The sequence below is a fragment of the Terribacillus aidingensis genome, from assembly GCF_040703035.1.
Classification (GTDB): domain Bacteria; phylum Bacillota; class Bacilli; order Bacillales; family Amphibacillaceae; genus Terribacillus.
Window position 1 is genome coordinate 2,097,385 of the sequence record NZ_CP159996.1, and the last position, 14,659, is coordinate 2,112,043.

Consider the following 14,659-nt stretch of genomic DNA (forward strand, 5'->3'; position numbering starts at 1 on the left):
ATTCCTCCTCGTTCAGTTATCTTCCTTCAGCCATCTTGCCACATCTTTCGCAAAGTAAGTCATGATCAAATCAGCACCCGCACGTTTCATACCGATCATTTTTTCCATAACAATTGCTTTCTCATCGATCCAGCCGTTCAAAGCAGCAGCTTTTACCATGCTGTATTCGCCGCTGACATTGTATGCAACAATCGGAGCATTGAATTGATTACGCACATCACGGATGATATCCAAGTAAGCAAGAGCTGGTTTCACGATAAGGAAGTCTGCATTTTCTTCGATATCAGATGTTGCTTCGCGCAGTGCTTCTCTTCTGTTTGAAGGATCCATTTGATACGTTTTGCGGTCCCCGAATTGCGGCGCGCCTTCAGCTGCTTCGCGGAAAGGACCGTAAAAAGCAGAGGCGTATTTGACAGAATAAGCCATAATCGGAATGTTCGTAAAGCCGGCTTCATCCAGTCCCTTGCGGATGGCTTGTACATAGCCGTCCATCATATTAGAAGGGGCAATGATATCAGCTCCTGCTTTTGCCTGGCTCACTGCAGTATCTACTAAATAGCCTAATGATTCATCATTATCGATTATTCCGTCATGCACGATGCCGCAGTGTCCATGGGATGTATATTCGCAAAGGCAAGTATCAGCAATCAAAAGAAGCTCAGGGACTTCCTGTTTAGTCTGGCTGATTGCACGCTGTACGATGCCGTGGTCATGAAAAGCACCAGTTCCGACTTCATCTTTTTCAGCAGGTATACCGAAAAACAGCACCGATTTGATGCCTAATTCGCTTACTTCCTTCATTTCAGCTGATAAATTATCTAAAGACAGCTGGAATACACCTGGCATGGAGGAAACTTCATTACGTACATTTTCGCCCTCAACAACGAAAACTGGGTAAATCAAGTCATCCACTGTTACTTCTGTTTCTCTTACTAATGCCCGCATGTTAGCTGATGTACGCAAACGGCGGTGGCGTTTGAATTCTGCCATTGTCATTCACCTGTCCTTTGTTCATAGTAATGTAATAACGCATCGATCATTGCTTCTGCCGTGTACTGAGCAGGCAGCAAAATATTCCGGAAGCCATGCCGCTTGGCAGCTTCCTCTGTTGTCGGTCCAATAACGAGACAAGGTTTATCCAACTGATCCTTTTCCACTTCAGGCTGGGAAATAAAAGAAAGAAAGGCCTTGATCGACGATGGACTTGTAAACGTCAATACTTCCGGTTTGTCCTTTTGCAGGACCATATTCAGAAGCTCTTGGTTACATCTCTCTTCTACCGTATCATAGACGACCATTTTCTCGAAGTCATAGCCATTCTGTCTCAATCCGTTTGCTAATGCCGGCCTTGATAAATTCCCTTGTATCAGCAGTATCCGGCTAGAAGGATCATATATTGCGCTGAAAGTTTCCGCTAAGCAATCTGCAGTATAAGCAGCCGGTACTAAATCTGCCTTCCTGCCAAGCACTCTTTCTACAGCCTCAGCAGTCTTTTGTCCGACTGCAGCAATATGGCAATGCTTCCAGTTCTCCATATTGGAATACTTGCTCACCAGTGCATGGAAGTGCTCTACTCCATTCATGCTGGAGAAGAACAGCCAGTCAAAGCGATAAGCTTTCTGGCTAAGCATTTGATTTTCCGTATTTGTTCTCGTTCGAAATGTCAGTAAAGGCACCATAATTGGTCTCGCGCCTGCTTGATCAAGCTGTTCAGCTAATTGGACAGCCTGCTGCTTCGGGCGCGTTACGAGCACCTTCACGGCCGGCAGCCGGCTCAATTGGATTCCGACTCCTGAATCGCTTTGGTGATGATGTCCTGCGCGCCTTGTTCCTGCATCCTTTCAGCGGCAAGCTTACCGACTTCCTGTGGATCAGCTCCACGCACTTCTTCTTTGAATACTTGTTTCCCGTCAGCAGAAGCTATCAAAGCTGTCAAGACAACATCGTCTTCTTCCATATGGGCTACTCCGGCAATCGGTACTTGGCAGCTTCCATTCATCAAATAAAGGAAAGTACGTTCAGCAGCTACCGTCTGCTGCGTGTAAGAATCGTTGATCTTCGCCAAAAGCTCAATTAATTCCATATCTGTATCACGGCACTCGATGGCAAGTGCGCCTTGGCCGATAGCTGGCAGGCAAAGGTCTGTTTCAAGGAATTCAGTAACGATATCATCACTCCATCCCATCCGCTTCAAACCAGCAGCAGCTAGAACAATTGCATCAAAATCTTCGTTTTCTAGCTTTTTCAGGCGCGTGTCGATGTTTCCGCGTATTGGTTTGATTTCTATATCCGGTCGAATCGCAAGAATCTGTGATGCGCGACGCAGGCTGCTTGTTCCGACAATCGCACCCTCCGGCAATTCTCTCAAGGAAACGTTATTCTTTGAAATAAATGCATCCCGGTAGTCCTCCCGAACTGGAACACTTGCAATCGTCAGACCGACAGGAAGCTCGGATGGCATATCCTTCATACTATGTACGGCCATATCGATTTCCTCGTCATACATAGCTTGCTCTATTTCCTTGACGAACAACCCTTTTCCTCCAACCTTTGAAAGTGTAACGTCCAGGATTTTGTCTCCCTTTGTTTCGATTTTCTTGATTTCGAATTCATATGGCGCTCCAGCTTGTTTCAATTGCTCGATAACCCACTTTGTCTGTGTGAGTGCCAAATTACTTTTTCTTGAACCAACGATAATTTTTCGCATTGCTCTCCTCCTAAGGAACTTCAGATTTACCCAGTAAAATGAAATGATGAATACGTGCTAAGCAAGAAGAAATTGATGATGAGGATCAGAAAGGCTGCAATAGTATATATTGCCAGCCCTTTCCCTCTGACACCTCTTGCCAAACGCAGGAACAGATAAACTGCATAGACGGCAAGCACCGTCAGCGAACCGATTGTCTTCCAATCATACCAATAGAAAACGGCTGTTGTCGTATAAGCCCATACAATCCCCATCACAATGGATAGCAATAATAAAGGCGTCCCGATTGTGATGGAAGTGAAGATATATGTTTCTAGCTTGCCCAATTCACCAAGCCTTGTCCACCATCTATATCCTTTTTTCCGCTTCAGAAGCTGGAATTGAAATAAGTACATAACAGCGAAGACAAAGGACAGGGTGAAAAATCCATACGCCAGAATAGCCAGCGTAATATGTGCGATCAGCACTTCATCCATAAAAGGAATCGTCTGCGTCCATTGCCGCTCATAAGCTGAGCTTGCAATATATAATAACATCATAAAAAAGCCGACCACATTCAAGAAGAAGGTGAGAAAATCGACTTTGTAGATGCGGTTGATGAATAAGGAAAGCGACACGAGGACCCATGCATAGAAGTATAACCCTTCATAAACGTCCTTTACCGGCAATCCGGCATGTGCAATCATTTCCTGCAATAAAAAAAGGCTCTGGAAGAACCATACCAAAGTAAGCAAACGGAAGGCGAAAACATTCGCCTTCCGATTCTTTTGTATAAAATCGATAAAATAGCTGAAAATGCTGGCTGCATATAGAAGTAAAATGATTTCGTAAAGATAAGCGGGTACCTGCATCTATAAGCCCTTCTTTTTATCTGGTTGTGGAAGCACTTGGGACAGACTGAAGCTTATGTGACTCTGTGCGCTCCAGTTTGATAAGATTATTCTGTTTATCCAGCACCGCTTTTTCGATTCCAAAGATCTCTGCGAACTGCTGAATCAGTTCTTCACTGTTCTCGCGGCCGGCAAGCTCTTTCGCCTGCGTAATCGGCTGTTTGAGCAGCTGATTGATGATACTTTTCGTATGCTTGTTCAGCACTCGCATATCACGTTCGCTAAGGTCAGGCAGCTTCCGTTCCAAACTCTTCATAGTCTCAGCCTGGATAGATGCTGCTTTACGGCGAAGCTCAGAGATGACTGGTACAACACCTAATGTCTGCAGCCATACTTTAAAATCTACGATGCCGCCTTCGATCATGATTTCGATTTTCTCAACCGCTTCCTGACGTGCAGCCAGGTTTGCATCGACAACATCCTGCAAGTCATCGATATCATATAAGAACGTGCTTTCCAATTCATCCACGTCTGGATTAATATCACGCGGCACAGCAATATCGACTAAGAATAATGGCTGGCCTTTGCGTTCCTTGTGAACGGCTTGAAGCATTTCCTTATCGAGTACATATCCTGGTGCACCAGTAGAGCTGATGACAATATCTGCATCATGCAAAGCACTGTCCAGTTCATCCCAACCAGCAGCTTTGCCATTGAACAAAGCTGCCAGCTGTTCTGCTTTTTCTTTCGTCCGATTGACTACCGTAACATCTTTGACGCCTGAACCGTGCAAATTCTTTGCAGCCAGTTCCCCCATTTTACCAGCGCCTAGGATGACGATTCGTTTAGAAGAGATATCACCGAAGATCTTCTTGGACAACTCAACCGCTGCATAGCTGACAGAGACAGCATTTTCTCCGATTCCTGTCTCTGTATGCGCACGTTTCGCTACGGTAACAGCCTGTTTGAACAATTCATTATAAATCGTTCCGGATGTATGCAGCTCCTGTGCTTTTTGGAAAGCCCGTTTCAGCTGACCAAGGATCTGAGTTTCCCCTACAACCATGGAGTCCAGTCCGCTTGCTACCTTGAACAGATGCTCCACAGCTCTTTCGTCCTCGTGAAATGTAAGATAAGATGCAATCTCGTCTTTTTCGATGCCGAACCATTCAGACAAGAATTTCTTTATATAATAGCGGCCAGTATGCATCTGGTCGACCACTGCATAGATCTCCGTACGGTTGCATGTCGAAACAATAACGTTCTCGAGCATGCTTTTCTGGTTGGAGAGTGCTTGCATCGCTAAGCCAAGCTCTTCTTCCTTGAAACTTAGTTTTTCTCTTATTTCAATCGGGGCTGTGCGATAATTGATTCCAGCAACTAACATGTACATTCCCTTTTTCCCCCTTGAAAACCTGTCGCTCTTACTAGTATAACACTATGGTATTTCTGTCCTATTCAAATTTGTGAACAGAATCGTAAACAATTGTGTTAGGATAGAGTGTGTGTTTATTTGAATGTTTGTGAATGATTTCATAAGTACATATAACAAGTTAACACAGCTAGTCATGATAATCAACGATTTAATCTTATTTAATAATAATTATTATGTGGAGAGATGTTATGACGAAGAAAAACGCTTTTGCGGGATTCCTTTTACTAGGAATCGGAGCTTATTTCCTGTTACGCCAGTTACGAGTACCCTTGTTTGTTGACTTTTATTCGTGGCCGACTTTATTAATCATCATTGGCGCCGCACTATTATTGCATGCTTATCTTACGAAAGATCATAAAAACTTATTCGCCGGATACTTTATTCTAGGCTTGGGTATTCATTTCCATGGACTGAGGCACTACAGCTTCTGGACCGATAGTTGGGGAGCTTATCCCTTCTTAGCCGGCGCTGCTTTGTTCATTTCGGCACTTAAAACGAAAAAAGGTTATGTATGGGCAATCTTGCTGCTTGCTCTCGGCGTTTTTGCCATTGCAGCACCTCAGCAGCCTGCCTGGTTTGGATGGCTCGATAGGACAGCAGGCTTTATTAGTAATTATTGGCCTGTTCTGCTCATCCTCGCTGGTGCTTATCTTCTTTTCCGAAAAAAATAACCGTACAAGCCTAGGCTTGTACGGTTATTTTTCATAGGAATTGTTTCAATACTCCCCATGCTTCCTCTTTTCCTTCACCTGTTTCAGAGGAAAATGGAAGGATGATATCTTCTTGTAACAGCTGCAATTTATCTGCAGCCCGCTTGATATGCTGTACACGTTTCCCTTTCGGAATCTTATCCAGCTTCGTTGCCACTACAATAACCGGCAATTCATAATGCTTCAAGAAATCATACATCGTGACATCATCCTTCGTCGGTTCATGCCGAATATCGACAAGCAGTACAACCGCCTTCAGGTTTTCACGCTCCGTGAAGTATTCCTCCAGCATTTTGCCCCAAGCATTACGTTCCTTCTTCGAGACTTTGGCATAGCCATAGCCTGGCACATCCACGAAATGGAAGCGATCATTGATTTTATAAAAATTCAATGTCTGCGTCTTCCCCGGCTTCTGGGATGTGCGGACCAAGTTCTTCCGGTTGATCATCTTATTGATAAAAGATGATTTTCCTACATTCGAGCGGCCTGCTAAAGCAATCTCCGGCATATGTGTCTCCGGATATTGCTTTTTCGATACCGCGCTGATTACTATTTCTGCTTCAGTTACTTTCATGTTTATCTTCCACCAATGCGTATTTTAATACCTCATCAAGATGGCTGACTTTAATAAACGTCATGTCTTGCTTGATTGTATCCGGTATCTCTTCCAAATCCCTGTCATTATCAGCTGGGAAGAGGATTGTTGTAATACCTGCCCGGTGAGCACTCAAGCTCTTCTCCTTCAGTCCGCCGATCGGCAGGACACGTCCGCGAAGGGTGATTTCACCTGTCATCCCGACTTCCTTCCGTACCGGTCTGCCAGTCAGTGCACTCGTCAAGGCAGTGGCAATCGTAATACCGGCAGATGGACCATCCTTCGGTGTTGCTCCTTCCGGCACATGGATATGGATATCATAGTGCTCATGGAACGATGGATCAACGCCGAGTTCTTCGGCATTGGAACGGATATAGCTGAATGCAGCCTGAGCTGATTCCTTCATAACATCGCCTAGCTTCCCGGTAAGGGTCAGTTTCCCTTTACCTGGAGACAAGGAGACTTCTATTGATAATGTATCTCCGCCAGCAGTCGTATAAGCAAGACCTGTCGCTGCGCCAACTTGATTCTCCTCTTCCATTAAACCATACCGGAACCGTGGACGTCCAAGCAATTCTTCCACTTTCTTCGCGCTTACTGTCACCCGTTTCTTATCTTCGGAAACGATGATACGAGCAACTTTACGGCAAACTGCTGCCAGCTGCCGCTCCAAACCGCGTACCCCAGCTTCTCTTGTATAACGACGGACGATATGCTCCAGTGCTTCATCCTTCACGAGAATGTTGCCTTTCTTCAAGCCATTTTCTTTGATCTGCTTCGGCAGCAGATGTTCCTTGGCAATATGCAGTTTTTCCACTTCTGTATAACCAGCAATGCTGATGATCTCCATCCGGTCTAGAAGCGGTCCTGGAATTGAGCCTAAGTTATTCGCTGTTGCAATGAACATGACATTGGAAAGATCGTACGTCTCTTCGATGAAATGATCACTGAAGGAGCTGTTTTGTTCCGGATCAAGCACTTCGAGCATAGCTGATGATGGATCGCCTCGGAAGTCATTGGACATCTTATCGATTTCATCAAGAAGAAAGATTGGATTCGTCGTTCCAGCCCGGCGCATGCCTTGCATAATTCGTCCTGGCATCGCGCCGACATATGTCCGGCGATGTCCCCGGATTTCCGCTTCATCTCGCACGCCGCCCAATGAAATACGGACAAATTTCCGATTGATTGCTTTAGCAATGCTTGTAGCCAAGGATGTCTTCCCGACCCCTGGAGGCCCAGCAAGGCACAGAATCGGACCTTTCAAGGAATTAGTCAGTTTTTGAACGGCCAAATATTCCAATATCCGTTCCTTCACTTTATCCAGTCCGTAATGATCCTCGTTCAGTGTCTCTTCAGCATGAGGAATATCCAGATTATCTTCTGTCTGCTTCTTCCAAGGCAAAGCAATCAGCCATTCCAAATAGTTGCGAATAACAGAGCTTTCTGCAGAGCTCTGCGGTACACGCTCATAGCGGCGCAATTCCTTTTCAGCGACTTCCTTCATATGATCTGTCATATCGGAGGCTTCGATATCAGCCCGGAACTGCTCAATCTCTCCGGACTTGCCATCACGATCACCAAGCTCCTTCTGAATCGCCTTCATTTGCTCGCGCAAATAATATTCCTTCTGCGTCTTCTCAACGGATTGTTTGACACGGAGGCCGATTTTCTTCTCAAGATCCAGCACTTCCCGCTCATTCGTAATGATTGTGATGATATGACGCAAACGTTCTTTCACATCTTGCATCTCAAGAATCTCCTGCTTGTCATCCAATCGCAGTGTTAGATGAGAGGTTATCATGTCTGCCATGCGTCCCGGTTCCGTAATATCCGTCAAGGTAGCAAACGTCTCTTGACCAATTTTCTTTGAAACCTTTATGTATTGCTCAAACTGCTCCAAAAGCGCACGCATCAATGCTTCTTCCTCATTTTTCGTACCATGCATGTCTGGTCTTTCTTCGATTTCAACCATGAACTGCTTGTCATCCTCCAGGAAGCGGATGATTTCAGCACGGTATAATCCTTCTACCAATACACGCATCGTCCCATTCGGAAGCTTCATCATCTGATTGACTTTTGCTACCGTACCTATATGATGGATTTCCTCTTTCTTAGGTTCATCCAAATCCACTTCTTTTTGCGCAGCCAAAAAGATTGTTTCTCCTTCAAGCATCGCTCGTTCCAATGCATGAACGGATTTTTCCCTGCCTACATCCAAATGTAGAACCATCGTCGGAAAAATTAGCAAACCCCTTAAGGGTAAAAGAGGCGTTACCAGTGTCTTCTCTTTTTCCATCGTGACACCTCCAAATGTCTGTCTTCTTCAGTTCTTCTTAAAGTATATACACAACCACAGTACTGTACCCATACTTTGTGAAAATCAAGAAAAAAATCCCTTGCCACCAACTGTAACAAGGGATTTGCTGTACATGATCATCTGCTTGTCAGATAGAGATTATGCACTCTCTTTCGGAGATTGCTGATTCTCATCTGTTACGGTACCATCATGCAGTACAAACTTCGGACGGCCATTCTCAAGCAGTACTGTATCTTTTGTTATGATGCATTGCTTGATATCATCACGGGATGGAAGCTCATACATAACGTCAAGCATGATACCTTCCATGATGGAGCGCAGACCCCGTGCACCAGTTTTGCGTTCGATAGCCAATTTGGCAATCTCACTAAGTGCATCTTCCTCGATAACCAATTCAACCTGGTCCATCTGGAAGAGCTTCTGATATTGTTTCACCAATGCATTTTTAGGTTTAGTCAAAATTTCAACCAAAGCTTCCTCATCAAGCGGCTCCAGGCTGCCGATAACAGGCAGACGGCCGATGAACTCTGGAATCAAACCGAATTTCAATAGATCCTCCGGCAATACTTTGGAAAGATACTCGCCTTTATCAAGTGTTTGGTTGCCTTCATTAGCACCAAAACCGATAACCTTGTTGCCAAGACGGCGTTTGATGATTTGCTCGATTCCATCGAAGGCACCACCACAGATGAATAGGACATTAGTCGTATCAATTTGGATGAATTCTTGATGCGGATGCTTACGGCCGCCTTGTGGCGGAACGCTTGCCACCGTACCTTCCAGGATTTTAAGAAGTGCCTGCTGCACACCTTCACCGGAAACATCACGAGTGATGGATGGGTTTTCGGATTTACGTGCTACTTTATCGATTTCATCAATGTAGATGATACCTTTTTCAGCTTTTTCAACATCGTAGTCAGCAGCTTGAATCAATTTAAGCAAGATGTTTTCTACATCTTCCCCAACATAACCAGCTTCTGTTAAAGAAGTTGCATCCGCAATCGCGAATGGTACGTTCAGGATACGCGCCAATGTTTGAGCTAGTAATGTCTTACCACTACCAGTCGGTCCGATCATGGCAATATTACTCTTAGACAATTCCACATCATCTGAACTCTTACCGGAATTGATACGCTTGTAGTGGTTGTAAACCGCTACAGCAAGATTTTTCTTCGCTTTATCCTGTCCGATGACGTAATCGTTTAGGATATCGCGGATTTCCTGTGGCTTCGGAATTTCTTTGAACTCAACTTCTTCTTCGTTTCCAAGTTCTTCTTCCACGATTTCAGTGCACAAATCGATGCACTCATCACATATATAGACGCCTGGTCCGGCTACTAATTTACGTACTTGGTCTTGGCTTTTGCCGCAGAAGGAGCATTTAAGCTGCCCTTTTTCTTCATTAAATTTAAACATCATTTCACCCCTCGAATGTAATATCTATATATGATATCTCGAAAGATCAAACACATTCTGGATGCGCCCAGCCTTCCTTTAGCCAATCATATCAGATAACAGCAGTATTAAAAAGCAAAACACTTTTTCCAACAGTATTAGCTAAATGAACGCAGGTAAACCCTGCAAAGGAAGATTTCTCTCCGAATCAATTTGGCAAATCCTGCATACGCGAAAAAAGAGGTACGTTTTATTATGGAGTTTTTTTTGTAAAAGTCAAATCATATGTATGTAGTATATGTAAACGAAAAAGCCGTTCATGCACGTAATTCCACAGAAGGGTTAACAATACCTTCTGAAAATACGTTTTATTTTTTAGAAAAACAAGGCACAGTGATTGCTGCCTTGTTTTTCTATTATGTCTTATGCAGTTTTGCTGTTGTCTACCAATACATCGATAGCTTTTTGGAACTTCAGATCATCTTTGATAGCGTCTGTGTTGCCGCCAAGCATTTGAGTCAATTGCTCTTTGTCTGTTTGGTACATTTCAGCCATTTTTTCAAGCTCAGCGTTAACGTCTTCGTCAGTTACTTCAACGTTTTCAGCTTGCGCGATCGCTTCAAGTGTCAAGTTCGTTTTCACACGTTTGCCAGCATCTTCTTTCATTTGCTCGCGAAGTGCAGCTTCGTCCTGACCGGAGAACTGAGAGTACATTTCAAGAGTCATGCCTTGCATTTGAAGGCGTTGTTCGAATTCACGAACCATGCGATCCAGCTCTGTATCTACCATTGCATCTGGAACGTCAACTTTCGCGTTATCAGTAGCAAGGTTGATCAGCTGCTCACGTTTGTTGTTTTCCGCTGCATTTGTTTTTTCTTCTTGCAGACGGTTTTTCGTTTTTTCACGAAGCGCATCCAAAGATTCTACTTCTTCGTCTACGTCTTTTGCGAATTCATCATCAAGCTCAGGAAGTTCCTTTGCTTTGATTTCATGGATTTTCACTTTGAAGACTGCTTCTTTACCAGCAAGCTCCGCAGCATGATATTCTTCAGGGAATGTCACGTTGATATCGGACTCACTGCCGGATTCTTTACCTACTAGCTGTTCTTCGAATCCAGGGATGAAGCTGCCAGAACCGATTTCCAAGGAATGGTTTTCTGCTTTGCCGCCTTCGAATGCTTCGCCATCAACGAAACCTTCGAAATCGATAACGACTGTGTCGCCTTCTGCTGCAGTACCTTCTTCTTTGACAACCAATTCAGCTTGTCTGTTGCGAAGTGCATCGATTTCTTTTTCAACATCTTCGTCAGTCACAGTAGTATCTTCTGCTTCTACTTCAAGACCTTTGTAGTCGCCAAGCTCTACTTCTGGTTTAACAGTTACAGTAGCTTTGAAGATAAGCTCTTTGCCTTGTTCGATCTGCTCAAGATCTACATCCGGCTGTGCAACAGGCTCGATGCCAGTCTCTTCAACAGCGTTCATGTAAGCACCTGGAAGAACGATATCAATCGCATCTTGGTACAAAGATTCTACACCGAAGCGTTGTTCGAAGATTTTACGTGGTACTCTTCCTTTACGGAAACCTGGTACCTGAACTTGTTTAACTACTTTTTGAAACGCTTGATCAAGCGCTGCGTCCAATTCCTCAGGAGATAGGGTGATTGTTAAGATACCCTCGTTCTTGCCTTCTGTTCTTTCGAATTTTGCTGACATAATATTCCCTCCAACATCTATCGTTTGTTACATGTTAATCGTTCTCAATTCTAGCATAATATAAGTTATTAACTAGTACTGGTTTACAACCATCTTATTATAACATATTCATAGTCGCTTTCAACACTAACGATACGAACTCTGTCATTCCTCGGCGACAGTCAGATATTTCGCTTCCAATGTAATGATCTCTTCCATCATGGAAGCGATTCTCTGTGCTTCCTCCTCGGTAACAGCAGGCTGATCGATTTGCAGATAACTGCTTGCCAGCTTCTGCAGCGCAGCAGCCAGAACTGCACCGTCTTCTTCTGATGGAACCATTGGATATCGTACATACATATAACGTTGCAATAGCTTATACACCAGGTCGTAAAGTGATGGATTCTGCTGCTCAAGAAGATGCAAATGCTGCAGTACCTGTTCCATCCCTTCCGATTTATCGACCGTTGCCAGCTTTTCCGGGACAACTGTCATCGTTTCTTTCATCTTATGTATCGTGACTGGGAATTCGATTTCCTGCTTGACTAGCCACTCCAGTACGGCAGTCTGTACAACCGGATCTGATTCCTCATCAAGCAGGAATGCTTCCATCTTCTGTACATGCGGACTGACATCAAACGAATGGCATTTCTGGATGAGCTGCCATTGCAGGGCAACATCCTGGTCTTTGCGTGCTTTTTCGAAATTATGTATAAGCTGATCTGCAGTCGTTTGACTTTTATCTTCTGCCATTTTACGGCTTACCTTCTGCAGCTGGTCAAACGATGTCTTAAGCGGCGCCGGTATTTTCTCTGTTGCATACACCTCGTCCAGCAGCTCCACTACTTCGTCGTAGCGCCCAAGCTGGAACAGCAGTGTCAAATGAATATGTAAGTATTGCAGGTAATCCTTATCCCTGGCAGCCAGTAGCTGCAAGGACATCTCTTCCGCCTCTTCATGTCTGCCCAGCTCCATTAAACATATCAGGCGCCCTGTCAGAATTTCCGGCTGACGGTAACCATAATCGAGGAGCTGTTCAAACTTCCCAATCGCATCGGTATAATTCTTCTCCTGCAGCTCCTTCATCCCTTCCCGCTCCAGCCGCGTCTTCAGACCCGGGAACAGGACAACATTATTCTCTTTATCCATCGGCAACATCCTCATTAGATTTTCAGTTAGAGACCCAATAACAGCTATACCCTTAAATGTAACAAAGAAAACGCAGATTGCAACTTAAAAATGGCAAAAAGCTGTGAATCCATGCATCCACAGCCTCTTAATACTATTCCCTACTTTTCTTTGGGATCCTCAGACCGAGGTCTTCTGAAGGGTATAACATTGTCCATGCGGAGAGGTGTAGCATCGTCTTCCTCTTCTTCATCGAGAAAATCAAACAACCGCTGCTGCATATCACCCAGCTCAGAGGCCGTACCACTTTCATCACCTTCCAGGTCATAGATATTGCGCTTGATCTGAAGGTAAAATTCCTTCAAGGGCTTATCTGTATATTGACTCAGAAGCCGATCAGATAATGTATATTCCTGTTGCAGTTCCAGGTCATAGATGCGGACCATGAAGTATTTCCCGAAAGGAACGGATCCAATAAACCGATAACGTTTCGTCTCATCTAAATACATAGGCCACCTCCAACAAAAGTGTAGCATGTATCGACTCCCATATGCATATTTTCTCCATAATATACAGAAAACTTACATTTAATTAACTATATATAATCAAGGTGACTACCTAGAAGGAGCGGCTCCGTTCGTCCGCTGTACCTGTAACAAGAACCCCTCTTCCGGTATAAGATTCTACATGATTACCACGCAGGTATGCACCAGTTATAGGTGACTGCTCATCACCTTTCAGCCTTATCGCTGAGGCATAATTTCCGCCGCCGCAGATGGTGTTCTGTATGACCAGGAAATTCTTGATAGGGTTGCTGCGCCCAGTAGGACGGTTCTTGCTGTCCGTGTCATTTCTGCCGTCTACATGATTTGGATGAATAGCAATCCCACCACCGCATGATTCTATTCGATTATTGTAAAGAACAACATTCCGCCATGAATAAGCACGGACAGCCCATTGGAGCGTTTCCTTCATTACATTGTCTGTCACGAAAATACGTTCATGCCATCTGTCTGCTGTTGCAGAGTGTGATCCAATTGCCCTTCCCCAGCTTCCTTTTGTCTCAGACGGCCCAAAACTATTGTGATGAACCCAAATATCCTGACATGTTGTTTGGTCGAACACAGATCCTCCCCACGGGAAAACCCTGCGTGCTTTAGCTAAATCAAGCTGAATTGCTTCACTGTATGTGCGCTTTCCCCCACGGTCATCATAGCCGAGGAACTGACAATGGCGCACTTCGATATGACGTACAGCATTCAATTCGATTGCATGCCCTCCGCCATGCTCCACCAGCCGCAGCTGTTCGATAATCACATTCTCCGCATGCGCCAGCACAAAGCTAGTGCCGCCACGGTAGGCTGGGTAGTTTGTATCCCACGTTCCGCCTCGAATGATCAGATTGCCATTGCCGCGATAAGCACGCATTCGATTCCGCCTGCGTAAATTCAGCAGCATCGGTCCATGATGCTTTTTTCGGAATATAGAATTATCATCCGCCTCAAAGAACGTGTTTGGCTTGAGACGTAAAGGACGGCGCAGTGTGTAAAGTCCTGGTGGAAAGACAATATGTATGCCCTTCTTTCGATCAGCCAAGTTCAACAGCTGCTGAATACCTTTTGCATCATCATGTCTTCCATCCGCTCTGACCAGCGGGTGATCGGTTGCTACTATTGTATAAGCTGACTTTAACTTTTCATCTAAATGATTGCTTGTTCGGCTTATGTCTCGAAGCTTTTCTGCCAGTTGACTGAATACAGCTGGTAACTTCTGTTCCTTATCCATCCTGCCGCCTCCTTTTCGTGAGTATTTTACCCATTAACCGAATTGGAAACAGCTTAATCATA

General features: G+C 44.6%; 13 protein-coding genes. 1 reads left to right on the plus strand and 12 read right to left on the minus strand.

The window, feature by feature from the left end; all coding sequences use genetic code 11:
* Positions 1-12: 12 nt before the first annotated feature.
* Genes hemB through hemA form a run of 5 tightly spaced genes read right to left on the minus strand, consistent with a single transcriptional unit; the run spans position 13 to position 4,930 of the window.
* Positions 13-996 (minus strand): porphobilinogen synthase, encoded by a 984-nt coding sequence (hemB, locus tag ABXS78_RS11135; protein ID WP_095222353.1) that lies wholly within the window; start codon positions 994-996, stop codon positions 13-15.
* A complete protein-coding gene (locus ABXS78_RS11140; RefSeq protein WP_366247287.1) occupies positions 993-1,778 on the minus strand; it encodes a uroporphyrinogen-III synthase in 786 nt (261 codons plus the stop codon). The genes hemB and ABXS78_RS11140 overlap by 4 nt, the downstream gene beginning before the upstream one ends.
* Positions 1,775-2,707 carry a hydroxymethylbilane synthase gene (hemC, locus tag ABXS78_RS11145; protein ID WP_095222351.1) on the minus strand — a complete coding sequence of 311 codons (933 nt, stop codon included), beginning with the start codon at positions 2,705-2,707 and terminating at the stop codon, positions 1,775-1,777. Before hemC ends, ABXS78_RS11140 begins: the two co-directional genes overlap by 4 nt.
* Before the next feature lie 26 nt (positions 2,708-2,733).
* The gene (gene ccsA / locus ABXS78_RS11150; protein ID WP_366247288.1) at positions 2,734-3,558 is read right to left on the minus strand and encodes a cytochrome c biogenesis protein CcsA; all 825 of its coding nucleotides are present in this window, start codon (positions 3,556-3,558) and stop codon (positions 2,734-2,736) included.
* Positions 3,559-3,574: 16 nt separating this feature from the next.
* Positions 3,575-4,930, minus strand: coding sequence for a glutamyl-tRNA reductase (hemA, locus tag ABXS78_RS11155; RefSeq protein ID WP_095222349.1), 1,356 nt, complete (start codon positions 4,928-4,930; stop codon positions 3,575-3,577).
* Between the two features lie 230 nt (positions 4,931-5,160).
* Here hemA and ABXS78_RS11160 point away from each other — a divergent pair, with 230 nt between their 5' ends.
* Positions 5,161-5,643: a DUF5668 domain-containing protein gene (locus ABXS78_RS11160; RefSeq protein WP_366247289.1), complete on the plus strand. Its 483-nt coding sequence runs from the start codon at positions 5,161-5,163 to the stop codon at positions 5,641-5,643.
* Positions 5,644-5,674: 31 nt separating this feature from the next.
* Here ABXS78_RS11160 and yihA read toward each other — a convergent pair whose 3' ends face one another.
* The 7 genes from yihA to ABXS78_RS11195 all read right to left on the minus strand — a co-directional run bounded on the left by yihA (position 5,675) and on the right by ABXS78_RS11195 (position 14,597).
* A complete protein-coding gene (gene yihA, locus ABXS78_RS11165) occupies positions 5,675-6,256 on the minus strand; it encodes a ribosome biogenesis GTP-binding protein YihA/YsxC (RefSeq protein ID WP_366247290.1) in 582 nt (193 codons plus the stop codon).
* The gene (lon, locus tag ABXS78_RS11170; RefSeq protein WP_366247291.1) at positions 6,243-8,576 is read right to left on the minus strand and encodes an endopeptidase La; all 2,334 of its coding nucleotides are present in this window, start codon (positions 8,574-8,576) and stop codon (positions 6,243-6,245) included. The genes yihA and lon overlap by 14 nt, the downstream gene beginning before the upstream one ends.
* 159 nt (positions 8,577-8,735) lie before the next feature.
* Positions 8,736-10,013 (minus strand): ATP-dependent protease ATP-binding subunit ClpX, encoded by a 1,278-nt coding sequence (gene clpX, locus ABXS78_RS11175; protein ID WP_095222345.1) that lies wholly within the window; start codon positions 10,011-10,013, stop codon positions 8,736-8,738.
* A 402-nt stretch (positions 10,014-10,415) separates the two neighbouring features.
* Entirely contained in the window at positions 10,416-11,705 is a 1,290-nt protein-coding gene (gene tig, locus ABXS78_RS11180; protein WP_366247292.1) for a trigger factor, read from the minus strand.
* A 144-nt stretch (positions 11,706-11,849) separates the two neighbouring features.
* Positions 11,850-12,833: a DUF3196 family protein gene (locus tag ABXS78_RS11185; RefSeq protein WP_366247293.1), complete on the minus strand. Its 984-nt coding sequence runs from the start codon at positions 12,831-12,833 to the stop codon at positions 11,850-11,852.
* 140 nt (positions 12,834-12,973) lie between these two features.
* The gene (locus ABXS78_RS11190) at positions 12,974-13,321 is read right to left on the minus strand and encodes a hypothetical protein (protein WP_366247294.1); all 348 of its coding nucleotides are present in this window, start codon (positions 13,319-13,321) and stop codon (positions 12,974-12,976) included.
* Between the two features lie 109 nt (positions 13,322-13,430).
* Complete coding sequence (locus ABXS78_RS11195; RefSeq protein WP_366247295.1) at positions 13,431-14,597, minus strand: hypothetical protein; 1,167 nt, start codon at positions 14,595-14,597, stop codon at positions 13,431-13,433.
* Positions 14,598-14,659: the final 62 nt, after the last annotated feature.